Annotated in this window: 15 protein-coding genes and 1 pseudogene; 8 read left to right on the top strand and 8 right to left on the bottom strand. The window is 56.7% G+C overall.

Features of this window, described 5'->3' with window-relative positions; genetic code table 11:
• Positions 1–49 precede the first annotated feature (49 nt).
• From ACWKXX_RS02745 to ACWKXX_RS02730, 4 genes are all read left to right on the top strand, one after another.
• Positions 50–949 carry a glycyl-radical enzyme activating protein gene (locus tag ACWKXX_RS02745; RefSeq protein ID WP_023296177.1) on the top strand — a complete coding sequence of 300 codons (900 nt, stop codon included), beginning with the start codon at positions 50–52 and terminating at the stop codon, positions 947–949.
• Positions 950–953: 4 nt separating this feature from the next.
• A complete protein-coding gene (locus ACWKXX_RS02740) occupies positions 954–3,386 on the top strand; it encodes a formate C-acetyltransferase/glycerol dehydratase family glycyl radical enzyme (RefSeq protein ID WP_023296176.1) in 2,433 nt (810 codons plus the stop codon).
• 165 nt (positions 3,387–3,551) lie between these two features.
• The gene (locus ACWKXX_RS02735; protein ID WP_032620018.1) at positions 3,552–4,367 is read left to right on the top strand and encodes a Cof-type HAD-IIB family hydrolase; all 816 of its coding nucleotides are present in this window, start codon (positions 3,552–3,554) and stop codon (positions 4,365–4,367) included.
• 150 nt (positions 4,368–4,517) lie between these two features.
• Positions 4,518–5,774: a DUF1479 domain-containing protein gene (locus ACWKXX_RS02730; protein ID WP_032620020.1), complete on the top strand. Its 1,257-nt coding sequence runs from the start codon at positions 4,518–4,520 to the stop codon at positions 5,772–5,774.
• Here the strand turns inward: ACWKXX_RS02730 and ACWKXX_RS02725 are convergent.
• A pseudogene (locus tag ACWKXX_RS02725) lies at positions 5,771–6,843 on the bottom strand (LacI family DNA-binding transcriptional regulator). The gene ACWKXX_RS02730 and the pseudogene ACWKXX_RS02725 overlap by 4 nt on opposite strands.
• A gap of 286 nt (positions 6,844–7,129) precedes the next feature.
• On the opposite strand from ACWKXX_RS02725, the gene ACWKXX_RS02720 reads away from it, so the two are divergent.
• Both ACWKXX_RS02720 and ACWKXX_RS02715 read left to right on the top strand, forming a co-directional pair.
• A complete protein-coding gene (locus tag ACWKXX_RS02720) occupies positions 7,130–8,431 on the top strand; it encodes an MFS transporter (RefSeq protein WP_261666348.1) in 1,302 nt (433 codons plus the stop codon).
• Between the two features lie 17 nt (positions 8,432–8,448).
• Positions 8,449–10,812, top strand: coding sequence for a glycoside hydrolase family 31 protein (locus ACWKXX_RS02715; RefSeq protein ID WP_261666349.1), 2,364 nt, complete (start codon positions 8,449–8,451; stop codon positions 10,810–10,812).
• Between the two features lie 92 nt (positions 10,813–10,904).
• Here the strand turns inward: ACWKXX_RS02715 and ACWKXX_RS02710 are convergent, their stop codons facing one another.
• A complete protein-coding gene (locus tag ACWKXX_RS02710) occupies positions 10,905–12,500 on the bottom strand; it encodes an ABC-F family ATPase (protein WP_003858434.1) in 1,596 nt (531 codons plus the stop codon).
• Between the two features lie 222 nt (positions 12,501–12,722).
• On the opposite strand from ACWKXX_RS02710, the gene ldtB reads away from it, so the two are divergent.
• Positions 12,723–13,643, top strand: a complete 921-nt coding sequence (ldtB, locus tag ACWKXX_RS02705) for a L,D-transpeptidase (protein ID WP_261666350.1) — start codon at positions 12,723–12,725, stop codon at positions 13,641–13,643.
• A 41-nt stretch (positions 13,644–13,684) separates the two neighbouring features.
• On the opposite strand, the gene ACWKXX_RS02700 is transcribed toward ldtB, so the two are convergent.
• The 6 genes from ACWKXX_RS02700 to ACWKXX_RS02675 form a co-directional block, all read right to left on the bottom strand.
• The gene (locus ACWKXX_RS02700) at positions 13,685–14,401 is read right to left on the bottom strand and encodes a GntR family transcriptional regulator (RefSeq protein ID WP_015571043.1); all 717 of its coding nucleotides are present in this window, start codon (positions 14,399–14,401) and stop codon (positions 13,685–13,687) included.
• A gap of 14 nt (positions 14,402–14,415) precedes the next feature.
• The gene (locus ACWKXX_RS02695; protein WP_261666351.1) at positions 14,416–15,738 is read right to left on the bottom strand and encodes a PTS sugar transporter subunit IIC; all 1,323 of its coding nucleotides are present in this window, start codon (positions 15,736–15,738) and stop codon (positions 14,416–14,418) included.
• A gap of 51 nt (positions 15,739–15,789) precedes the next feature.
• A complete protein-coding gene (locus tag ACWKXX_RS02690) occupies positions 15,790–17,166 on the bottom strand; it encodes a glycoside hydrolase family 1 protein (RefSeq protein ID WP_017693755.1) in 1,377 nt (458 codons plus the stop codon).
• Between the two features lie 184 nt (positions 17,167–17,350).
• Positions 17,351–18,721 carry a macrolide efflux RND transporter outer membrane subunit EtsC gene (locus ACWKXX_RS02685; protein WP_048220249.1) on the bottom strand — a complete coding sequence of 457 codons (1,371 nt, stop codon included), beginning with the start codon at positions 18,719–18,721 and terminating at the stop codon, positions 17,351–17,353.
• 3 nt (positions 18,722–18,724) lie between these two features.
• Positions 18,725–20,665 (bottom strand): MacB family efflux pump subunit, encoded by a 1,941-nt coding sequence (locus ACWKXX_RS02680; protein WP_060460217.1) that lies wholly within the window; start codon positions 20,663–20,665, stop codon positions 18,725–18,727.
• Positions 20,662–21,849: a macrolide efflux RND transporter periplasmic adaptor subunit EtsA gene (locus tag ACWKXX_RS02675; RefSeq protein ID WP_431309507.1), complete on the bottom strand. Its 1,188-nt coding sequence runs from the start codon at positions 21,847–21,849 to the stop codon at positions 20,662–20,664. The genes ACWKXX_RS02680 and ACWKXX_RS02675 overlap by 4 nt, the downstream gene beginning before the upstream one ends.
• A gap of 670 nt (positions 21,850–22,519) precedes the next feature.
• On the opposite strand from ACWKXX_RS02675, the gene iroB reads away from it, so the two are divergent.
• On the top strand, positions 22,520–23,635 hold the full coding sequence (gene iroB / locus ACWKXX_RS02670) for a salmochelin biosynthesis C-glycosyltransferase IroB (RefSeq protein WP_017384908.1): 1,116 nt from the start codon (positions 22,520–22,522) through the stop codon (positions 23,633–23,635).
• The last annotated feature ends 72 nt before the right edge of the window (positions 23,636–23,707 follow it).

Here is a 23,707-nt window from a genome sequence, read left to right as displayed (position 1 = left end):
TTTCATTCGAAAGTAATTTAATCTTCATATGTAATTCGAGGGCAAGAAAATGATCTTCAATATACAGCGTTACTCCACCCACGACGGTCCCGGTATTCGAACCGTGGTATTCCTGAAAGGCTGCTCGCTGGGCTGTCGCTGGTGTCAGAACCCGGAAAGCCGCTCCCGCACGCGGGACGTCCTGTTTGATGCCCGTCTGTGCCTGGACGGCTGTGACCTGTGTCAGCAGGCCGCGCCGGGGTGTGTTGAACGCGCGCTGAACGGGCTGGTCATTCATCGTGAGAAGCTTAACGACGAGACGCTCACTGCCCTCACCGACTGCTGCCCGACCCAGGCGCTTACCGTCTGCGGTGAAGAGAAGCAGGTGGAGGAGATTATGGCCGCCGTGCTGCGCGACAAGCCCTTCTACGACCGCAGCGGCGGCGGGATCACCCTCTCCGGCGGCGAGCCGTTCATGAACCCGGCGCTGGCACATGCCCTGTTTAAAGCCAGCCATGAACAAGGCATTCATACCGCCGTTGAAACCTGCCTTCACGTACCATGGCATTATATCGAGCCGTCACTGCCGTATGTCGATCTATTCCTGGCGGACCTGAAACATGTGGACAGTGACGTATTTAAACAGTGGACCGATGGCTCAGCCAAACGGATCCTGGACAACCTGAAGCGCCTGGCCGCCGCCGGGAAAAAAATCACCATTCGCGTGCCGCTGATCCAGGGCTTTAACGCCGATGAAGCGTCGGTTACCGCCATTACCAATTTCGCCGCCGACGAACTCGGCGTTCACGATATTCATTTTCTGCCGTATCACACGCTGGGCATGAACAAATACACCCTGCTCGGCCAACCCTACTCTGCCCCTGACAAACCGCTGGATAACCCTGCCCTGCTGGACTTCGCGCAGCAGTATGCCTGCCAGAAAGGGTTAACCGCGACCTTACGAGGATAAACTTATGACCACCCTGAATCTCAACACCCTCAGCGAGCGCATCAAGGCGCACAAAACGGCGCTGGTGCATATCGTTAAGCCGCCGGTCTGTACCGAGCGCGCGCAGCATTACACCGAAATGTATCAGCAGCACATGGACAAGCCGATCCCGGTACGTCGCGCCCTGGCGCTGGCGCATCACCTGGCCGAGCGTACCATCTGGATCAAGCATGACGAGCTGATTATCGGTAACCAGGCCAGCGAAGTGCGCGCCGCGCCGATCTTCCCGGAATATACCGTCTCCTGGATTGAGAAAGAGATTGACGATCTGGCGGACCGCCCGGGCGCAGGCTTTGCGGTGAGCGAAGAGAACAAGCGCGTGCTGCATGAGATCTGCCCGTGGTGGCGCGGCCAGACGGTGCAGGACCGCTGCTACGGCATGTTCACCGACGAGCAGAAAGGCCTGCTGGAAACCGGCATCATCAAAGCGGAAGGCAACATGACCTCCGGTGACGCACACCTGGCGGTGAATTTCCCGCTGGTGCTGGAGAAAGGGCTTGACGGCCTGCGCGCGAAAGTGGCCGAGCGCCGGTCGCGCATCAACCTGACGGTGCTGGACGATCTGCACGGCGACCAGTTCCTGAAAGCCATTGATATCGTGCTGGAAGCCGTAAGCCTGCACATCAAACGCTTTGCCGACCTGGCGCGTGAAATGGCCGCAACAGAAACCCGCGACAGCCGCCGCGACGAGCTGCTGGCCATGGCGGAAAACTGCGACATCATCGCCCACCAACCGCCAAAAACCTTCTGGCAGGCGCTACAGCTGTGCTACTTCATTCAGCTGATCCTGCAAATTGAGTCCAACGGTCACTCCGTCTCCTTTGCCCGTATGGACCAGTACCTTTACCCGTACTACCGCCGCGACGTGGAGCTGGACCAGAGTCTGGATCGCGAGCACGCCATTGAGCTGCTGCACAGCTGCTGGCTGAAGCTGCTGGAAGTGAACAAAATCCGCTCCGGCTCGCACTCCAAAGCCTCTGCGGGCAGCCCGCTGTATCAGAACGTCACCATCGGCGGCCAGAAGCTGGTCAACGGTGAACCGATGGACGCGGTCAACCCGCTCTCTTACGCCATTCTCGAATCCTGCGGCCGTCTGCGCTCCACCCAGCCGAACCTGAGCGTGCGCTACCACGCGGGCATGAGCAACGACTTCCTCGACGCCTGCGTGCAGGTGATCCGCTGCGGCTTCGGGATGCCGGCGTTTAACAACGATGAAATCGTGATCCCGGAATTTATCAAGCTCGGCGTGGAACGAGAGGACGCGTATGACTATGCGGCGATTGGCTGCATCGAAACCGCCGTCGGCGGCAAGTGGGGCTATCGCTGCACCGGCATGAGCTTTATCAACTTCGCCCGCGTGATGCTGGCGGCGCTGGAAGGCGGTCGCGACGCCACCAGCGGCCAGGTGTTCCTGCCGCAGGAAAAAGCGCTTTCTGCCGGTAATTTCGGGAATTTCGATGAGGTCATGGCGGCGTGGGATAACCAGATCCGCTACTACACCCGCAAATCCATTGAGATCGAGTACGTGGTGGACACCATGCTGGAAGAGAACGTCCACGATATTCTCTGCTCGGCGCTGGTGGACGACTGTATCGAACGCGCGAAAAGCATTAAGCAGGGCGGCGCGAAGTATGACTGGGTTTCCGGCCTACAGGTGGGGATCGCCAACCTTGGCAACAGCCTGGCAGCGGTGAAGAAGCTGGTGTTTGACCAGGGCGTTATCGGTCAGCAACAGCTGGCGGCGGCGCTGGCGGATGACTTCGAGGGGCTGACCCACGAGCAGCTGCGCCAGCGCCTGATCAACGGCGCGCCGAAGTACGGCAACGACGACGACAGCGTGGACCTGCTGCTGACCCGTGCTTATCAGACCTACATTGAAGAGCTGAAGCAGTATCACAACCCACGCTACGGCCGCGGCCCGATTGGGGGTAACTACTACGCGGGCACGTCGTCTATCTCCGCAAACGTGCCGTTTGGCGCAGCAACCATGGCGACGCCGGACGGCCGTAAAGCCCACACCCCGCTGGCGGAAGGGGCAAGCCCGGCCTCCGGTACCGACCACCTCGGCCCGACGGCGGTGATTGGCTCCGTGGGTAAACTGCCGACGGAAGCGATTCTCGGCGGCGTGCTGCTAAACCAGAAGCTGAACCCGTCGACGCTGGAAAACGACAGCGATCGCCAGAAGCTGATGGTGCTGCTGCGCACCTTCTTCGAGGTGCATAAAGGCTGGCACATTCAGTACAACATCGTCTCCCGCGAAACGCTGCTGGAAGCGAAGAAACACCCGGATCAGTATCGTGACCTGGTGGTGCGCGTCGCGGGTTACTCGGCGTTCTTCACCGCCCTGTCGCCGGATGCGCAGGACGATATTATCGCCCGTACTGAGCATACGCTGTAAAAAAACGCCCGGTGGCGCTTCGCTTACCGGGCCTACATTGTCCCCCCGTAGGCCGGGTAAGGCGAAGCCGCCACCCGGCTTTCTGACTTTCATTCGAAATTAAATTTGTGCTCCCCGTCACCTTGTTATTAGAATGTTTCAAACGCAGTGACCCAGGAGCACAGTATGACCGTAAAAGTTATCGTCACCGATATGGACGGAACTTTCCTTGATGATGCCAAGCAGTACGATCGTGACCGCTTCCAGGCACAGTTTGAGCAGCTTAAAGCCCGCGACATTGAATTTGTTGTCGCCAGCGGCAACCAGTATTACCAGCTCATCTCCTTCTTCCCGGAGCTGAAAGATCAGATCTCCTTCGTCGCGGAAAACGGCGCGCTGGTCTTCGATCACGGCGAACAGATTTTCCACGGCGAACTGACGCGTCATGAGTCGCAGATCGTCATTGGCGAGTTGCTGAAAGACAAAGGGCTGAACTTTGTGGCCTGCGGGCTGGAGAGCGCGTACGTCAGCGATAAAGCACCAGAAGCGTTCGTGAAGCTGATGTCGAAACACTACCATCGCTTAAAACCCATCAGCGATTACCGCGAAATTGACGACGTGCTGTTTAAATTCTCCCTGAACCTGCCGGACAGCGATATCCCGAATCTGGTTGATAAACTGCATGTCTCCCTGGACGGCATCATGAAGCCGGTCACCAGCGGCTTCGGTTTTGTCGATTTGATTATCCCCGGCCTGCACAAGGCCAACGGCATCAGCCGCCTGCTTAAACGCTGGAAAGTCTCACCTCAGGCGTGCGTCGGCATTGGCGACAGCGGCAACGATGCGGAAATGCTGAAGCTGGTAAAATACTCCTTTGCGATGGGCAACGCGGCGGACAGCATTAAAGAGGTCAGCCGTTACACTACCGACGATAACAACCATCAGGGCGCGCTGAATGTGATTCAGTCCGTGCTCGACGCGCACTCCCCGTTCGACGCCTGATCCCCCTACCTGCCGGAGCCTCGCTCCGGCCTCTCACTCTTTTCCCATCCTGTGGCACCCGTCAAGGTTTTAAACTTGCATTAACTTTTTTTTAACTTAAAGTATCACTTGTAGACACTTTTACTTTCGAATGAAAGATGCGAGGCAGTTATGACCTTTACCAGCGAAACGTTGCCAGCGGACCATAAAGCGGCAATCCGTCAGATGAAACGTGAATTACGCGCGCAGATCGGCGACGTGCAGGCGGTGTTCGACCGGCTCAGCGATAAAATCGCCACCCGCGTGGCGGAAATCAACGCTCTCAAAAACAAAGGCGAAACCGTCTGGCCAGTGATCCCTTTTGCCGACGTGAAAAACGGCACGATCACCGCCGAACAGCGCGAAGCCGTTAAACGTCGCGGCTGCGGGGTGATCAAAGGCCACTTCCCGCGCGAGCAGGCGCTGGCGTGGGATCAGTCGATGCTCGACTACCTCGATCTGAACAAATTTGACGAGGTGTACAAAGGACCCGGCGATAACTTCTTCGGCACCTTAACGGCCTCTCGTCCGGAGATTTATCCGATCTACTGGTCTCAGGCGCAAATGCAGGCGCGCCAGAGTGAAGAGATGGCGCAGGTACAGTCATTCCTGAACCGTTTATGGACATTTGAGAGCAACGGTAAACAGTGGTTCGACCCGGACGTGAGCGTGATTTACCCTGACCGCATCCGCCGCCGCCCGCCGGGAACCACCTCGAAAGGACTTGGCGCACACACCGATTCTGGCGCGCTGGAGCGCTGGCTGCTGCCCGCTTATCAGCAGGTGTTCGCCCGCGTGTTTGACGGCAACGTCGAGAAATACGATCCGTGGAATGCCGCGCATCGTACCGAAGTGGAAGAGTACACCGTCGATAACACCACCAAATGCTCGGTGTTCCGCACCTTCCAGGGCTGGACGGCGCTGTCGGATATGATCCCCGGCCAGGGGCTGCTGCACGTGGTGCCGATCCCGGAGGCAATGGCTTACATTCTGCTGCGTCCGCTGCTGGACGACGTGCCGGAAGACGAGCTGTGCGGCGTGGCGCCGGGGCGCGTGCTGCCGATTTCTGAGAAGTGGCACCCGCTGCTGATCGAAGCGTTAACCAGCATTCCGGCGCTGGAAGCCGGTGATTCCGTGTGGTGGCACTGCGATGTGATCCACTCCGTCGCGCCGGTGGAAAATCAGCAGGGCTGGGGCAACGTGATGTACATTCCTGCCGCGCCGATGTGCGAGAAGAATCTCGCCTATGCGAAAAAGGTCAAGGAAGCGCTGGAAACCGGCGCGTCACCGGGCGATTTCCCGCGCGAGGATTATGAGAAAAGCTGGCAGGGCCGCTTTACCGTGAACGATCTCAACATCCACGGCAGGCGCGCGCTGGGCATGGCTTAACCGTCATACAGCCCTTCCCGCTCAACGGCGGTGCGTCGTTTCCCCTGACGTATCCGCCGTACCGACTCCCGCACGGTCAGCGTGCCGTTTAGCAGCAATGTTCCCACCGGCGCATCCGGGCGCATCAGCCGCTGCTGGAGCATATGCACCGCTTCCGTTCCCAGCTCATCACGCGGAACATGTACCGCGGTTAAGGGCACATCCTGAATCGCCGCGAGATTAAAGCCGTCGATGCTCATCACCGAGACATCATGCGGCACGCGCAGACCGTGTTTTTGCAGCGCGCTGATGGTCCCCGCCGCCATAAAATCACCACCAACCAGGAACGCCGTTGGCAGGTCCTTCCCTTTCTGCTGGTGAAGCCACTCGCTTACCAGCTGCTCCGTCTCTCTGGCGCTGAAGCTGGACACCATCAGCAGGTCGCGCCTGTCGCTGAACCTGAGGTTATGACCGTGCCACGCGTCGCGGATCCCGGACAGGCGCAGCTCCATGGTGTAGCGACGCAGGCACAGCACGTTCATCACCTCCCGGTGCCCCATCTCGAACAGGTACTCCGCCGCCCGCTTGCCAATCGCGCGATGATCCGGCGCGACGGCGGGCAGGCGCATGTGGCGGTCCCGGCAGTTAATCAGCATACAGGGTTTGCCCACGTCTACCGCCAGATCGTGAATATGCGGATCGTCGATACCGAGGAGGATCGCCGCCTGGGTGTCCACTTCGTTCATGCGGGCCAGAAACAGCTGGGCATCGCTGTCGTTCTCCTCCGCGCACAGTAACGCAGGCGAACCTCGTGCGAGGCCAGCCCTTTGCTCACGCTCTGGATGACGCGGTAGTAAAAGATGTCGGACCGCTCGTCAAACGCCCGCTGCGGGGCAAACACCACCAGGCTGTTAAGCAGCAAGCGCCCCGCCGCCATGCCGTCCATTACCCCCAGCTCCCGCGCGCACGCCAGCACCTTTGCCCGTGCTTTTTCGCTGGTGTTTGCCTTCCCCGCCAGCACGCGAGAAACGGTGCTGATGGAGAGCTGCGTCCGGGCGGCGATTTCGGTGATTTTAAGCCTTTTGTCCATTTTGTGATCTGGCTCCGGATGTGAAATGAAAAAATTTTCACAACTTGTTTATCAGGTAATAACTTGCAAGAAGGCCATAATGCCGAAAATTAAACCTCGGTTATGAGAAAGTTTGCACAAAATCCACTATTCCCTGCCCAATTTCTTTCTTAAGGTGAACCTGTCACACAACTTCCATACTAGTTGTATAGCAGCTTAGCGCTCTAAAACAGATAACTTTCAAACGCCTGACGCTGTGTGACACCTGAACCTTTGTCCCCTTACCGTCCGTCTTGTGGAGAAGAAAATGAGTCAGGACATCAATAACACCGTAGCGACAAGCAAAACACGTCGCGTCATCAGGAACCTGCGCTGGTACGTACTGGTGCTGTTTCTTCTCGGCGTGACCGTTAACTACATCACCCGTAACTCGTTAGGTATTCTCGCCCCTGAACTGAAAGAGAGCCTCGGGATCACCACCGAGCAGTACTCCTGGATCGTCGGCGCGTTCCAGATCGCCTACACCATTTTCCAGCCCCTGTGCGGCTGGCTGATTGACGTTATCGGCCTGAAAATCGGCTTTATGGTCTGCGCCGGGATCTGGGCGCTGATGTGTATCTTCCACGCGGGTGCCGGAAGCTGGCTGCACCTGGCGATTCTGCGCTTCTTTATGGGTGCCTCTGAGGCCGCCGCCACGCCAGCGAACGCCAAAACCATCGGTGAATGGTTCCCGAAATCAGAGCGCCCTGTTGCCGCAGGCTGGGCGGGGGTAGGCTTCTCCATTGGGGCCATGCTGGCCCCGCCTATCATCTACTTTGCTCACGCGTCGTTCGGCTGGCAGGGTGCGTTTATGTTTACCGGCGTGCTGGCGCTGCTGTGGGTGATCCTGTGGTGGGCGTTTTATCACAACCCGGAACAGCACCCAAACCTGAGCCGCGATGAGCTGGCGTTTATCAAGCAGGATAACGAACCTGCGCCGGTCAAACTGCCCTTCCTGACCGCGCTGAAAACCGTCTCGAAGAACAAACGTTTCTACGGTATCGCCATCCCGGCCTTTATGGCGGAACCGGCCTGGGCCGTGCTGAGCTTCTGGGTGCCGCTGTACCTCGCCAAAGAGCACGGTATGGATTTGAAGCAGATCGCGATGTTCGCCTGGCTGCCGTTCCTGGCCGCCGACCTCGGCAGCGTGGCGAGCGGCTACCTCACCCGGCTCTACACCCGCTGGTTTGGCTGCACCCGCGTCAACTCGGTGGTAGCCAGCTCCGTCACCGGCGCGTTTCTGATGATTTCTCTGGCCGTCGTGGCCGTGACCCGCGACCCGTATATCACCATCGTGCTGATCTCCATCGGCGGCTTCGGGCACCAGATCATCTCCTGCATGCTTAGCGCGCTGGTCGTGGAGTCGTTCGACAAAGGCCAGATGGCGACGGTCAACGGCATGCGCGGCTCGGCGGCGTGGATCGCCAGCTTCCTGTTCTCCCTTTTGATTGAGGTGACCGCCGACAAAATCGGCTTTAACCCGCTCTTTATCGCCATGGGCTTCTTTGACCTGCTTGGCGCTGTTTTCCTGGTGGCATTTATTGCTGAACGTCGCGCCAAGCGCGCCTGATAGTGGATGTATTGCATATGAAAACCCTGAAAAACTGGACCGTCGATACGCAGTCGGCAAACCATCTGGAACTGCTAATCGATAAGCAGCACCGCCTGTGTCTGTATGTGCTGGAAGAGAATCTGTTCCGCGTGCTGATCAAACGTAAAGGCGAGCTGGCGCTGAACCGCACCTGGAGCATCGCGCCGGAACAAGATGTGCCGTGGGAAGGCCGCCGTCGTGACGATGTCAGCGGCTTCACCTGCCCTGCCTGGACGCTGACGCAGCAGGACGACACGTTAACCGTAGCGACTGAACAGCTGCGCGTCACCGTCCACCAGCCGCTGTGGCTGGAGTGGCACTACCGCAATGAGGCGGGCGAGTGGCAGCCGCTGGTCAATGACCGCCCGACCAGCGCCTACCTGCTGAACGCCCACGGTGACGGCGTGGCGCACTATCTTAGCCGTCGTAAGGATGAACGTTTTTACGGTCTGGGTGAGAAAGCGGGTGATTTACAGCGCAACGGCAAACGCTATGAGATGCGTAACCTGGACGCGATGGGCTATAACGCGGCCAGCACCGATCCGCTTTACAAGCACATCCCGTTCACCCTCACCCGTCGCGATGACGTGAGCTACGGTCTGTTCTACGATAACCTGAGCAGCTGCTGGCTGGATCTGGGTAACGAGATCGACAACTATCACACTGCCTACCGCCGCTGGCAGGCGGAAGCGGGCGATATTGACTACTACCTCTTCACCGGCAAGCGCGTGCTGGACGTGACCAAAGCCTTCGTGCGCCTGACGGGGAAAACGCTGTTCGGACCGAAATGGAGCCTGGGCTACAGCGGCTCTACCATGCACTACACCGACGCGCCGGACGCGCAAAACCAGCTGATGAACTTCATCCGCCTGTGCGATGAGCATGCCATTCCGTGCGACTCGTTCCAGCTCTCCTCCGGCTATACCTCGATTAACGGCAAGCGCTACGTCTTTAACTGGAACTACGACAAAGTGCCGCAGCCGAAGGTGATGAGCCAGGCGTTCCACGACGCGGGGCTGCGGCTTGCGGCCAACATCAAGCCGTGTCTGTTGCAGGATCATCCCCGCTACAGCGAAGTGGCGGAACGCGGCCTGTTCATTCGTGATTCAGAAACCGATGCGCCTGAACGTTCCAGCTTCTGGGATGACGAAGGATCGCATCTCGACTTCACCAACCCGCAGACGGTGCAGTGGTGGCAGAACGGCGTGACCACGCAGCTGCTGGAGATGGGCATCGACTCCACCTGGAACGACAACAACGAGTATGAAGTGTGGGACGGGGAAGCGCGCTGCTATGGCTTCGGTCAGGAGATCGCCATCAAGCACATTCGCCCGGTGATGCCGCTGCTGATGATGCGCGCCTCGCTGGAAGCGCAGCAGCGCTTTGCGCCGGAGAAACGTCCGTATCTGATCTCCCGCTCCGGCTGTGCCGGGATGCAGCGCTACGTTCAGACCTGGAGCGGCGACAACCGCACCAACTGGGACACCCTGCGTTATAACATCCGCATGGGGCTGGGCATGAGCCTGTCCGGACTGTTCAACGTCGGTCACGACGTCGGCGGTTTCTCCGGCGACAAGCCGGATGCCGAGCTGTTCGTGCGCTGGGTACAGAACGGCGTAATGCACCCGCGCTTTACCATCCATTCGTGGAACGATGATCACACGGTGAACGAGCCGTGGATGTACCCGGGCGTCACGCCTGCGATTCGCAGCGCCATTGAACTGCGCTACCGCCTGCTGCCGTATCTCTACACCCTGCTCTGGCAGGCGCACGCCGACGACGAGCCGATGCTGCGCCCGACCTTCCTCGATCATGAGCACGATGCACAGACCTTTGAAGAGTGCGACGACTTCCTGCTGGGCCGTGACCTGCTGGTGGCCAGCGTCGTCGAAGCCGGGCAGCGCGAGCGCCGCGTCTGGCTGCCGGATAACGAAACCGGCTGGTACGATTTTTACACCCACGCGTGGTATGCGGGCGGGCAAGCGATCGTCCTTGATGCGCCGCTGGAAAAGCTGCCGCTGCTGGTACGCGCCGGGGCCGGTTTGCCACTCAGCGAACGTATCCGTCACGTGAGCGCAGATAAAGACGATACCCGTGAGCTGAAACTGTTCCCGGTGAAAGGCGTCGGCACCACCGCCGGGCTGCTGTTTGAGGATGACGGCGAAAGCTGGGGCTACCAGAACGGCAATGCGCTGTGGGTGGAATGGGAAATGGCGTGCGACGGCGCGACCATTAACCTCAAGGTGAACGCGCGCGGGGATTACCGTCCGGCGTGGAAAGCGCTGAAGGTGTCGTTACCGGCGGGGGAAAAACGTAAGCTGCTGGTGAACGGGGTTGAAGGGGGCGAGTGGGTGGTGTAGTGCGGCCTGATGCCCTCACCCTAACCCTCTCCCTGTGGGAGAGGGAATAGAACGTAGGCCGGGTAAGGCGAAGCCGCCACCCGGCTATTTTTTTAACTCTCGATACCTTTACTGCGCAGGTAATCTTCGTAGTTACCGGTGAAGTCCACCACGCGCTCTGGCGTAATTTCGATCACGCGGGTCGCCAGCGAGCTGACGAACTCCCGGTCGTGAGAGACGAAGATCAGGGTGCCCTGATACATCTCCAGCGCCATGTTCAGCGACTCAATAGATTCCATATCCAGGTGGTTAGTCGGTTCGTCCATCACCAGAATATTCGGTTTTTCCATCATCAGCTTGCCGAACAGCATACGGCCCTTTTCACCACCGGAGAGCACTTTGGCGGGCTTTTTGATGTCGTCCTGGCTGAACAGCAGACGCCCCAGAATGCTGCGTACCGCCTGCTCGTCGTCGCCTTCCTGCTTCCACTGGCTCATCCAGTCGAAGACGGTCAGATCGTTTTCAAACTCATATTCATGGTCCTGCGCGTAGTAACCAATCTGCGCGTTTTCAGACCATTTCACGGTACCGTTATCCGGTTGCAGTTCACCGACCAGGGTTTTCAGCATAGTGGATTTACCCACGCCGTTGGCGCCGAGGATGGCAATCTTCTCGCCCACTTCCAGCAGCAGGTTGAAGTTTTTGAACAGCGGGCCTTCATCGAAGCCTTTGGTGAGGGCTTCCACTTCCAGCGCGTTACGGAACAGCTTCTTGTCCTGCTCGAAGCGGATGAACGGGTTCTGACGGCTGGAGGCTTTAACCTCTTCCAGCTTGATTTTGTCGATCTGACGGGCACGCGACGTTGCCTGGCGCGATTTAGAGGCGTTGGCGCTGAAGCGGCTGACGAAGGATTGCAGGTCAGCAATCTGCGCTTTCTTCTTGGCGTTGTCGGCCAGCAGACGCTCGCGCGCCTGGGTTGCCGCCGTCATGTACTCATCGTAGTTGCCCGGATAAACGCGCAGCTCGCCGTAGTCCAGATCCGCCATGTGAGTACACACCATGTTCAGGAAGTGACGGTCGTGCGAGATGATGATCATGGTGCTGTCGCGATCGTTCAGCGTCTGCTCCAGCCAGCGGATGGTGTCGATGTCCAGGTTGTTCGTCGGTTCGTCGAGCAGCAGGATGTCCGGGTTAGAGAACAGCGCCTGCGCCAGCAGCACACGCAGCTTCCAGCCTGGCGCGACTTCGCTCATCGGGCCGTAATGCTGTTCAACCGGAATACCGACGCCCAGCAGCAGTTCGCCCGCACGCGCTTCCGCAGAGTAGCCGTCCATTTCGCCGTATTGCGTTTCCAGGTCGGCCACTTTGTAACCATCTTCTTCGCTCATCTCAGCGAGACCGTAGATACGATCGCGCTCCTGCTTCACTTCCCACAGCTCCGCGTGCCCCATGATCACGGTGTCGAGCACGGTGAACTCTTCGAAGGCGAACTGATCCTGACGCAGCTTACCGATGCGCTCGTTAGGGTCGAGCGACACGTTACCGAGCGTTGGCTCCAGGTCACCGCCAAGGATCTTCATAAAGGTGGATTTTCCGCTACCGTTGGCACCAATCAGGCCGTAACGGTTGCCGCCGCCAAATTTGACGGAAATGTTTTCGAACAGCGGCTTACTGCCAAACTGCATAGTGACGTTGCTGGTAACTAACACGGAGAGATTCCTGCGAAAAGTGTGATAAACGCGGCATTATGCCACAATTCCGAATTGAGATCCCGTGTTGCGGTAATCCACTAAACTTTAACAAAATCGAAAAAAATGTGATTTCGTACACATCTGAATTCCCAGTTAACGGGAATGCACATATAATGCGCTCCCATTACCGATTCAGACTTATCAACTCATCGCCAGAATGGCTTAGATACCTCGCATAACATGAACATGAAATTAACAACGCTTTTTGCGGCGGCGTTAGCCGTAGTAGGTTTTTGTAAGACCGCGTCTGCGGTGACGTATCCCCTGCCGACAGACGGAAGCCGTCTGGTGGGTGAAAACCAGGTGGTGACGGTGCCGGAAGGGAACTCTCAGCCGCTGGAATACTTCGCGGCGCAGTATCAGCTCGGCCTGTCGAACATGCTGGAGGCGAACCCGGGCGTTGACCCGTATCTGCCGAAAGCGGGTACCGTACTCAACATTCCACAGCAGCTGATCCTGCCGGATACCGTGCACGAAGGTATCGTGATTAACAGCGCCGAAATGCGTCTGTATTACTACCCGAAAGGCACCAACACCGTGATCGTGCTGCCTATCGGTATCGGTCAGCTGGGTAAAGACACTCCGCTGAACTGGACCACCAAAGTGGAGCGTAAGAAAGCGGGCCCAACCTGGACGCCGACCGCCAAAATGCACGCTGAGTACATTGCTGCCGGCGAACCGCTGCCAGCCGTTGTGCCTGCCGGCCCGGATAACCCGATGGGTCTGTACGCGCTGTACATTGGACGTCTGTATGCCATCCACGGTACTAACGCCAACTTCGGTATCGGCCTGCGCGTAAGCCACGGCTGCGTGCGTCTGCGTAATGAAGACATCAAATTCCTGTTCGATAACGTGCCGGTCGGTACGCGCGTGCAGTTCATTAACGAACCGGTGAAAGCGACGTCAGAGCCGGACGGCAGCCGTTACATTGAAGCGCATAACCCGCTGTCCACCAGCGAAGATCAGATCAACAACAACGAAATCGTACCGATTAAGCTGACCAGCGCGGTGCAGTCCGTCACCTCTCAGGCGGATGTTGACACGACCATCGTTGACCAGGCGATTCAGAACCGTTCCGGTATGCCGGTGCGTCTGAACTAATCGTGAGAATTAAAAAAGCGGGCCGCGGGGCCCGCTTTTTTTTATCCGTTATTCACGATAACGATGCCGCCATGGTCATAGCGATAGTGACAATGGGCGTACTCCAGCGGCGTACCATCTTCAAGATAGATCACCTGCTCTACCTCCAGCACCGGGTCGGTTGGCTCGCAGACAAGGTGTTGCATATCCAGCGCACTGGGCTTCAGCGCCCGCACCACCCGATACGATCCCATGATCTTCAGCCCCAGCGTCTCCTGTACATACCGGAATACCGAACTTTCAAGATGGGTTTTGTTCAGACCGGGCACCAGATTGAGCGGCATTACCGTAGCGTCCAGAGACATCGGCTCACCGTTCAGTAAACGCAGACGGATAAAGTCATAGATCGGCGTATCCGGATTTATCATCAGCGATGCCTGCTCTTTCTCGTTCGGGAAGCGCAGTTCGAAGTGCACCACCTGACTCGTCACCGTGCCTAAATGTTCCCAGGTTTTGGTCGCCCCGAAGTAGTCGCTGCCGGAGAGATCCCACTGGGAAAGCTGGAGGAAATTTTTGCGGATGAACGTGCCCTGCCCCTGTCGGGTATAAACCAGCCCTTCTACGATCAGCTGACGCATCGCCTGCTGAATGGTCATCCGGCTGGTGCTGAACTCCGCCGCCAGCGCAAACTGGTCCGGCAGAGGTTCATTGGCGGCGTACTGCTGGGTGATAATGCGTTTCTTAATTTCCCGCGCTATGGTGATGTACTTCGCCGCCATCGTCCTTCCTTAAATTAGTGTTCTGTCCCGCTGTTTTTCAACGCCACTCGCTCGGCAACTTTGAGGAAAGGCAGGTAGAAGAATACACCAAATACGATGATTGCCAACTGCACCACCACCGCCCGCCAGTCCCCCGCCGTCGCCAGCCAGGCGCTGAGGATCGGCGGGGTCGTCCACGGGATCATCACCACGCAGCGCGACATGAGCCCCAGCGTGGTACAGAGCCACGCAAAGTAAATTCCGATAGCGGGCAGCAGCACGAACGGGATCATCAGCGGCAGGTTAAAGACTATCGGCAGGCCGAAAATCACCGGCTCGTTGATGTTAAACAGACCCGGCGCCAGCGACAGACGCGCCACCTGCTTCGCTGATTTCTGTCTTGAGAAGATGAAGATAGCAATCAGCAATGAGATAGTGCTGCCCGTCCCGCCCACCATGCCAAAGGTCGGCACAAAGATGTTGTTGATGATGTGCGGGATCGGCTGGCCGTTGGCAAAGGCCAGCATATTCTCATTGGTATTGATCAGCAGGAATGGCTCCAGCACCACGCTGTTGACCACCGACTGATGAATACCGAGCGTGAACAGGAAGTTACCGAAGCTGTAAATGAAGATCGTCCCGGGCAGGCTGGTGTTGATCAGCCGCAGCGGCTGCTGAATAAATGTCGTAATGAGATGGATCAGATCCGTGTGCAGCACGTTCGCCAGTATAGCCGCCAGCACCGCAAACAGGGAGAGCGTGAGGATCGTCGGGATCAGCGCGGTAAAGGATTTGCTCACCGCTGGCGGTACGTTCTCCCCCAGCGAAATGTGCAGCGCCTTCAGCCGTGAAATGGCGATAAACAGCTCGGTTGAGAGCAGCCCAATCAGCACCCCGGCGAAAATCCCGGTGGAGCCGATATTGGCGAACGTCAGCACCTGGGTAACGTTTACCGTGGCGTCGCTGCCGACGGGGGTAATCTGTAAGCGCATCGGCATCATGATGATGAAACTGCTGACGGCGATAACCACTGCCGAGACCGGATTGTCGAAATCTTTGTTGCGCGCCAGCGACCAGGCGATCATCGGCGCCAGCAGCAGCGCGGCGGTGTTCAGCGTGCCGTTGATGATCGCCTCGCCCCACACCTTAAACTGCGTGAGCGTGTCGCCCTCTAAGATCCAGGGAAACACCACGTTGTTCACCAGCACCGCCAGACCGGCAAGGATGAAAATCGGCATTACCGTGGCGAAGGCATCGCGCAGGGATCGCAGGTGCACCTGATTTGCCAGGCGCGCCGAGAACTCAACAAATTTATCGACAAAAGACTGCATGTGCGGTGTTATTTTTGTTTCAGACATAGCGGATAGTTCCCATCAATCAGTCACAAAAACGGCCCGGCAGCGTACGGCTTACATCTCGCGTCCGTTGGTATGGATTACCTGTTTTAACCACGCATAGCTCTTCTTCGGCACGCGCTTCAGGTCTTTCAGGTCGTGATTTTCACGGTTGACGTAGACCACGCCGTAGCGCTTGCGCATGTCACCCTGGGAGCTGAGAATGTCAATCAACCCCCAGCCGAGATAGCCCAATACCTCTGCCCCGTCCTCGAACATCGCCTCTTTCATGGCCTCGATATGCGCCCGGTGGTAGTCGATGCGGTAGGTATCCTCTATGGGGTTTACGCCATCCCAGGACTCAATCACCCCAATGCCGTTCTCAATCGGGAATACTGGCATCCGCCAGTCGTTGGCATAGCGGGTGATGATGGTGCGAAAGCCCAGCGGATCGATCTGCCAGTTCCACTCGGTGGCCTTCAGGTACGGATTGTTTTTCTCGCCGTGCAGCAGGTAATAGTTCACCGGCGTGCCTTCCGGGATGGCATCGCTATCCAGCGTTTTGCTGGCGTAGTAGCTGAAGGCCATAAAGTCGTTCTTCGTGCGCGCAAACAGCGCGAGATCGTCTGCGCGGTAGATATCGCCGAAGCCTTCCTGCTCCACCACCGCCATCACCGCCGGGCTGTAGCCCTGGCCCGCGAAGACGCGCAGCAGGTTCTGGTTGAGGAATTCGTCGTACTGCTGGGCGCAGAAGATGTCACGCGGTTTGCAGGTGGCCGGATAAATCAGCTGGTGCGCCAGCATGCCGCCCATCAGCTTGCCCGGCTTAGTCTGGTGCAGGTACTCGGTCAGCGCCATGTGCGCCACCATGGTGTGATGCTGCACTTCGTACAGCTCGCGCAGGGTTTCCTCCCCCTTCATATAGCCGGAGATGCGGAAGGCTATCGGCATGTGGAAAATATTCTGCTCGTTAAAGGTCAGCCAGTACTTCACCCGGTCACCAAAGCAGTCGATCATCTTTTTGCCGTAGCGGATAAACGCCTCCACCACGCGACGATCGTTAAATCCGTTGTACTCCTGTGCCAGCGCCAGCGGCATATCGAAATGGTAGAGGCAGACCATCGGCTCGATACCGCGGGCGATCAGATCGTCGATAAAGCGGTCGTAAAAGGCGATACCCTCGTCGTTAAAATCGCCGTCACCCTGCGGGCAGACGCGGCTCCAGGAGATCTGGAAGCGGTAGCAGTTCATGCCCAGATCCTGCATCAAATCAAAGTCTTCCCGATAACGGTGGTAGGAGTCGGTGGCCACTTTCCAGTCAGAGATATTTTCACCGGCTTCGCGAATGTCGTACACCGACATCCCCTTTCCGCCCTCATTCCAGGCCCCTTCCGTCTGCATGCTCGACACCGAGTTGCCCCATAAGAAGTTGGCTGGCAGTGATTGATTCATGGTTGCCTCCTATATGACTAGTCATTTAAATGATATGACTAGTCATATAGCCGGAGATGAAATTTCGATCAAAGGGGAGGAACGATTTTTGTGAGATGGGTTTGAATAATGACGAAGGATGTCTTGCGAACTGCGCCCTGGCAGCAAGTCCTATTGCTGCCAGACGTAAATGAGTCTGCGCAATTCAGGGGAAAGATGCCGAACCGCCGAACTCCATATAGATTTTTGCCAGATTATTTAACTGGTTAAAGCGATTTTCATACAGTGCCAGTTCGGCCTGACGGCGTTTCTCCTGAGCATCAAGCCAGAAAGAAATTCGCACCGCGCCCTGGCGATAGCGAACTTCGTTTAGCCTCTCTGATTTTTTCGCCAGTTCCAGGCCTTCACGTAGAAGCGTCTCCTGTTCCAGGAGTTGATGACGCAAAGCAAGCGCATCTTCTATGCTACTCATCGCCTTGTAAAGTTCCTGTTTAAACTCCAGAACCCGTTGCTCGTAGTCGTTGCGGGCAATCTTCACGTCCATGCCCCTTTCTCTCCATTCCAGGAACGGCAGGGTCAGGTTTGCTCCAACAGAGCCTACAGGATTTTCCAGGAAGGCGATAAGGCTGCTGCTGCTGGTGCCAAGCGAGCCGGTCAGACTAAACGCTGGATAAAATGCAGTACGCTGGACATCAACGGTGGCCAATGCTTCCCGTACCCGCCACTCTTTAGCGCTGATATCGGGTCGATGCCGCAGCACGTTGACCGGGATCTTTCCACTGACCTGCGGCAGTGGTCCCATTGGTAACGCTTTCGGTTCGACTATCGCGCTGCCCGGCGCGGTTCCAAGCAAAACGGCTTGCTGATTGAGCGCCTGTAAACGTTCATTCTTCAACGCCGCCAGCCTGTTTTCCTGCGAAAGCACGCCCTGCTGAGCATCCACAACATCCAGAGAGGAGGCACCGCCCGCGGCATAGCGCGCGTTAGCCAGGCGCAGCGTCTCTTTTGCATAGTCGATGCTTTGTTGCAGGACAGACAGCTGCTGGTTAATAAAGCCTAAGCGCCAGTAATTATTACTGGCATTTGAAAGCAGCGTCAGGCGTGCAGAACGCAGATCCTCTTCCGAGGCAAAACGTGCCCACGCCTTCGCATCGCGCTGCCGCGCTATTTTGCCCCACAGATCCAGCTCATAGCTGGTATTAATACTGGCAACGCTGCCCCTGCTCCAGTGGGCTGAGCTGTTCAGCTGTTTTTTACCGTCAAGCGCGAGCGAACCTTTTAGTCCCGGATCGTTTGTGATGCCAATCCGCTCTTCTTCCAGGCGGGCGCGATAAACACGCAATACTGCTCCAGCGACATCGTTATTGCGCACCATCACCTGCCGCAGCCAGCCGTCGAGGTCTGGATCGTTAAAGGCCTGCCAGTCGAACGGCATCCTCTCCTCCGCAGCATCCGCCTGATACCAGTTGGCAGGATATTTCACCTCAGGAGGCTGATAGTCGCTTTTCAGAGAGTCGGCGCAGCCAGCACTAAGCAGGACAGCAAGGCATACCGTTAAAGGGGATAATATTTTCATGGGTTACTCGCTGGCCAGTGAAACGACCGGATCCATCCTTGCTGCCTTGCGGGCAGGGAGATAACCAAAGATCATGCCGATTAAAGTTGAGCAGAAGAATGCGGCAGCAGCGGCCTGCCACGAATAAATGGCGGTGAAAATGCCCCCTGCCAGCGCGGTGAACAGCGCTCCGGCGGCATACGACAGTGCAATACCTAACACTCCGCCTATTAGACATACCAGCACAGCCTCAATCATAAACTGCTGCATGATATCGCCCTGACGCGCACCGACCGCCATTCGTACGCCAATCTCATGGGTCCGTTCCGTAACCGACACTAGCATGATATTCATCACCCCAATGCTGCCGATCATCAGCGAGATGCAGGCCACCATCAGAATCAGGATGCTAAAGGTCATTGAGGTCCGTTCGATTGATTGTCGAATCTGCTCGAAATTATAAAGCTGGAAGTCTTTCACGCCGTGGCGTTGAGTGAGAAGCTGAGAAATAGCGCTGACCGCTGCCTCGTTGGCAACATCATCCTTAAGCCTTACGCTGATGCTGGTCAACACCGGTTTTCCTGTCATTCGATACATCACCGTGCTGTAAGGCATCCAGACGTTAATGCGATTAGGCGCATAGCTTCGGCTGTTCCCTTTGGCGATGCCGACAACCCGTGCAGGCACGGAACCCAGAAAAACGATTTGCCCAAGTGCCTTGAGTCCCGCATCGTCAAATAACGCCTTGCGGGCGTTTTCATCAATGATGACTTCCTGCGAGGCATTTCGATCGTCCTGGAAAGTTGATCCCTGCAACAGTTCAATACCGTTTACGCGAAAATGATCGCGCCCAACGCCATTGATCGTGGCGGTAGCGGATTTACCCAGAAAGCGAATGTTGTCGGAAGCGTTAACTTCGGGGCTGACGCTGTCAACAAACCCCTGCTTTGCTAATGCTTCGGCGTCTGCCGGGACCAGTGTACGAATGGCTTCAGTGCTGTCGTCAAAGAAATCCCTTCCCGGGTAGATGCTCACCACGTTGGTTCCAAGCTCCTTGATATTATCAAGGGTTCGCTGTTTCGCGCCTTCTCCCAGTGCCACCACCGTAACAACCGCGGCGATACCAAAAATAATGCCCGTCATGGTTAACGTCGTGCGCAGGCGATGCGCATTCATCGCTTTTAACGCCATGTGCAGGGATTCACGGGTACGGTCAACAATACTTTGCCACCAGCTTTGCTGAACGCTGTCAGGTCGTTTAAGGGCAACCCCGGAGGTAACACGACTGCCGGTATCAGAAATAATTTCACCGTCACGCAGCTCAATAATACGGTTAGCATGCTGCGCTACCTTCATATCATGTGTCACCATAACCACGGTATGGCCACGCTGATTCAGTTCACTGAGTATTGACAGTACCTCCTGACCGGACTGCGTATCCAGCGCGCCGGTGGGTTCATCCGCCAGAATGATTTCACCGCCGTTAATCAGCGAGCGGGCAATACTCACACGCTGCTGCTGGCCGCCTGAAAGCTCTCCCGGCTTATGATGTTCACGACCTTCCAGCCCGAGTCTTCCAAGCAATGTCGCCGCGCGCAGACGGCGCTTTTCGCGCTCACTGTTGGCATAAATCGCCGGAATTTCAACGTTACTTAACGCGCTCAGGTCGGGCATTAAATGATAACGCTGGAAGATAAAACCGATGTGCTCACGGCGGATCCTTGCCAGATCGTCAGGTGAAAGCTGGGCGGCATTTTGACCGCTGATAAAGTAATCGCCACAATCAGGGACATCGAGACAGCCCATAATATTCATCAGGGTTGACTTACCGGAACCGGAGGCGCCGATGATCGCGACCATCTCCCCAGCAGCGATAGTCAAATCAATCCCTTTAAGCACGGTGAGATCCTGTCCACCGTTCCTGTAGGTGCGGCTGATGTCCTTGAGTTCTATGATATTACTCAAGATACAAACCCTTCCCCGGGCGCTTTTTCACCCGGCTGCGATAACACAACATGTTCCCCGACTTTTACACCGTCCAGGATCTGGATATCCACACTGTTAGTAATGCCGGTTTTGACCTCACGGGTTTCCAGCCGGTTATCACTGGTCAATATCTGCACCTGCTGTTTGTTGCCACTCACCTTGTGCACAGCCTGAATCGGCACCAGTAACGTATTTTTAGCTTCTCCAGCCAGCAAGGTCACCTGTGCTGTCATGGCAATTCGCAGCCGATTTTCTGGATTGGGGACATCCAGCAGCGCGTTGTAGTACACCGAAGCATTTGACGTGCCTGACCCTGAGGCTGAGCTACTGCTGGCAAGGCTATCATCTTTCATAACCGACTCAGGTGCCAGTTCAACGGTACGTAACGTGGCGTCATAATGCTTAGCCGGCTCAGAGAAAATGGTGAATCTGGCTTTCTGTCCCGGTGAAATTCGCGTGATATCCGCCTCAGAGATCTGGGCTTTAATTGTCATCACGTCCAGACGTGCGAGTTTGATAATGGTCGGCGCACTTTGGCTGGAGTTAACCGTTTGGCCCTGTTGGGTGACAACGGCAATAACAATGCCGTCCATGGGAGCAACAACTTTTGTATAACCCAAATCGACCTTTTTCTTGTCGACATCAATTTGCGCCTGGACGAGTTTGGCATTCAGTGCCGATAGCTCAGCGCGGGTACTGGCCAGCGTGGTTTCAGCCGTTTCGAAATCTTCTCTCGAGCTGGCATCCTCATTTAACATCTGGCGCTGGCGCTTAAAACGCAATGAGGCTTGCTTCAACTGCGCCTGCTTAGCCTGAAGGTCCGCTTTTACCACGTTGAGAGCAGCTTCTGCGTTGCGTAAATCATTCCGCTGCGGCACGTCATCAATTTCAGCGATGAGCTGTCCTTTAGTGACACGATCGCCTAACTTCACCTTCAGCGACTTAACCTGGCCAGAAACCTGTGCCCCAACGTTGACCCGCTCAATCGCATCAATTCGACCGGTAGCAAGTACGGCGTTTTCAATATCGCCGATGCGTACTGGAGCGGTAACATACTCAGGAACCTCGGGGCTTCTCAGGAAGAAGAACAAGGCGATGCTAAAAATAATTAGCAGAGCCGCAGCACAGGTCATTACGCGTCGGAGAGGGAATTTTGTTAACATTACGCAGGTTTTCCATAACGATAAACAGCAGTGAATCAGGCATCATAGTAACATCGCCAGTATTTACGGGAGGTAAACCCGCGCTATTTGGTGAAGTAGCGTCATCGTAGACCCCCGCCATCAATTACACAGAATCACCAGGTCCGCCTGTAAACCGCCGCAAGCGTGGGATTTTGTGCCTAAATCCACAGAGTCCCCTTTTGCTGAGCCCCACCTGCGATTTTTCCCATAATCGATTCATTGTGCATTAAGTGCTTAATTATAGTTGCAACTCACATATGATAATAGTAATTATTATCATTAGCATTTGCACTGATGGTTTATCTGGCAAGGTATACAGAGGTATCAGGAAACAAGCCTCTCCAGGTTTGTTGAACGGTCTCACACTCAACAAATGCATCTGAACACCGCGGCGTGGCAGCACGACGCCGCCTGGGCTGTTCAAAAGGACAACGGCGCGTAAGCGTTAATGGAAGCCGGGACAAGGAATTCCCGATTCACCAGCCTACGTCACGGAATAGTCAGCGACAGGACCGTTCGTAAGGCTGATGAAACTCAAAAAGGACGCAGCGTCTGTCAAAGCAGGCTTAACGAAAATTAACGTCCTGCTGCTGGCATATGACTGCGTCGACTTCCTGATTTAGTTCGTCAAGCGGAGAGGGATTTTCTCATGCGTATTTTGTTTGTAGGCCCGCCTCTCTATGGGCTGCTGTATCCTGTGCTGTCTCTGGCACAGGCGTTTCGTGTTAACGGCCATGAAGTGTTGATCGCCAGCGGAGGAAAATTCGCCCAAAAAGCGGCAGAAGCAGGGCTGGTGGTATTTGACGCCGCACCCGGTTTTGATTCTGAAGCTGACTATCGCCGCCGCGAGGCACAGCGAAAAGAAAGCAACATCGGCACAAAAATGGGCAACTTCTCATTCTTCAGCGAAGAGATGGCCGACCACCTGGTGGAGTTTGCCGGACACTGGCGGCCCGATCTCATCATCTACCCGCCGCTCGGCGTCATCGGGCCTCTGATTGCCGCCAAATACGATATACCGGTCGTAATGCAAACCGTCGGCTTCGGCCATACGCCCTGGCATATCAAAGGCGTAACGCGTTCGCTCGCGGACGCCTATCATCGCCACGGCGTTGGGGCCGCACCGCGCGATATGGCCTGGATCGACGTAACACCACCGAGCATGAGCATTCTTGAAAACGACGGAGAACCCATTATTCCCATGCAGTACGTCCCGTACAACGGCGGCGCGGTGTGGGAACCGTGGTGGGAGAGGACGCCCGACCGTAAACGTCTGCTGGTGAGTCTCGGTACCGTCAAACCGATGGTCGACGGCCTTGACCTGATCGCCTGGGTGATGGATTCCGCCAGTGAAGTCGATGCCGAGATCATCCTGCATCTTTCGGCCAATGCGCGGTCGGATCTGCGCTCACTTCCCTCAAATGTTCGCCTGGTCGACTGGATACCCATGGGAGCCTTCCTGAACGGCGCAGATGGCTTCATTCATCATGGTGGCGCGGGCAATACCCTGACGGCGCTGCACGCCGGTATTCCACAGATCGTCTTCGGCCAGGGTGCCGATCGCCCGGTAAATGCCCGCGCTGTTGTCGAACGCGGCTGCGGGATCATCCCCGGCGACGACGGCCTGTCGAGCAGCATGATCAATGCTTTCCTCGACAATCGCGCGCTTCGCGACGCCTCTGAAGAGGTAGCGGCGGAAATGGCAGCGCAACCCTGTCCGAGCGAGGTGGCGAAAAGCCTGATCGCGAGGGTACAGAAAGGGTAGCCACTACGCCGTCATGACGATCATACGCCAGCACGCATCCAGGAGATACGCCCGTAACAATGCGGGACCGGA

This window comes from Enterobacter sp. UPMP2061 (assembly GCF_053709615.1).
Note: the sequence above shows the minus strand (reverse complement) of the source record. Positions and strands in the feature narration are given on the sequence as shown.

Coding starts and splice junctions, on each gene's coding strand:
- ACWKXX_RS02745 (WP_023296177.1), top strand. CDS start 50: ATGATCTTCAATATACAGCGTTACTCCACCCACGACGGTCCCGGTATT.
- ACWKXX_RS02740 (WP_023296176.1), top strand. CDS start 954: ATGACCACCCTGAATCTCAACACCCTCAGCGAGCGCATCAAGGCGCAC.
- ACWKXX_RS02735 (WP_032620018.1), top strand. CDS start 3,552: ATGACCGTAAAAGTTATCGTCACCGATATGGACGGAACTTTCCTTGAT.
- ACWKXX_RS02730 (WP_032620020.1), top strand. CDS start 4,518: ATGACCTTTACCAGCGAAACGTTGCCAGCGGACCATAAAGCGGCAATC.
- ACWKXX_RS02720 (WP_261666348.1), top strand. CDS start 7,130: ATGAGTCAGGACATCAATAACACCGTAGCGACAAGCAAAACACGTCGC.
- ACWKXX_RS02715 (WP_261666349.1), top strand. CDS start 8,449: ATGAAAACCCTGAAAAACTGGACCGTCGATACGCAGTCGGCAAACCAT.
- ldtB (WP_261666350.1), top strand. CDS start 12,723: ATGAACATGAAATTAACAACGCTTTTTGCGGCGGCGTTAGCCGTAGTA.
- ACWKXX_RS02700 (WP_015571043.1), bottom strand. CDS start 14,401: ATGGCGGCGAAGTACATCACCATAGCGCGGGAAATTAAGAAACGCATT.
- ACWKXX_RS02695 (WP_261666351.1), bottom strand. CDS start 15,738: ATGTCTGAAACAAAAATAACACCGCACATGCAGTCTTTTGTCGATAAA.
- ACWKXX_RS02690 (WP_017693755.1), bottom strand. CDS start 17,166: ATGAATCAATCACTGCCAGCCAACTTCTTATGGGGCAACTCGGTGTCG.
- ACWKXX_RS02685 (WP_048220249.1), bottom strand. CDS start 18,721: ATGAAAATATTATCCCCTTTAACGGTATGCCTTGCTGTCCTGCTTAGT.
- ACWKXX_RS02675 (WP_431309507.1), bottom strand. CDS start 21,849: ATGTTAACAAAATTCCCTCTCCGACGCGTAATGACCTGTGCTGCGGCT.
- iroB (WP_017384908.1), top strand. CDS start 22,520: ATGCGTATTTTGTTTGTAGGCCCGCCTCTCTATGGGCTGCTGTATCCT.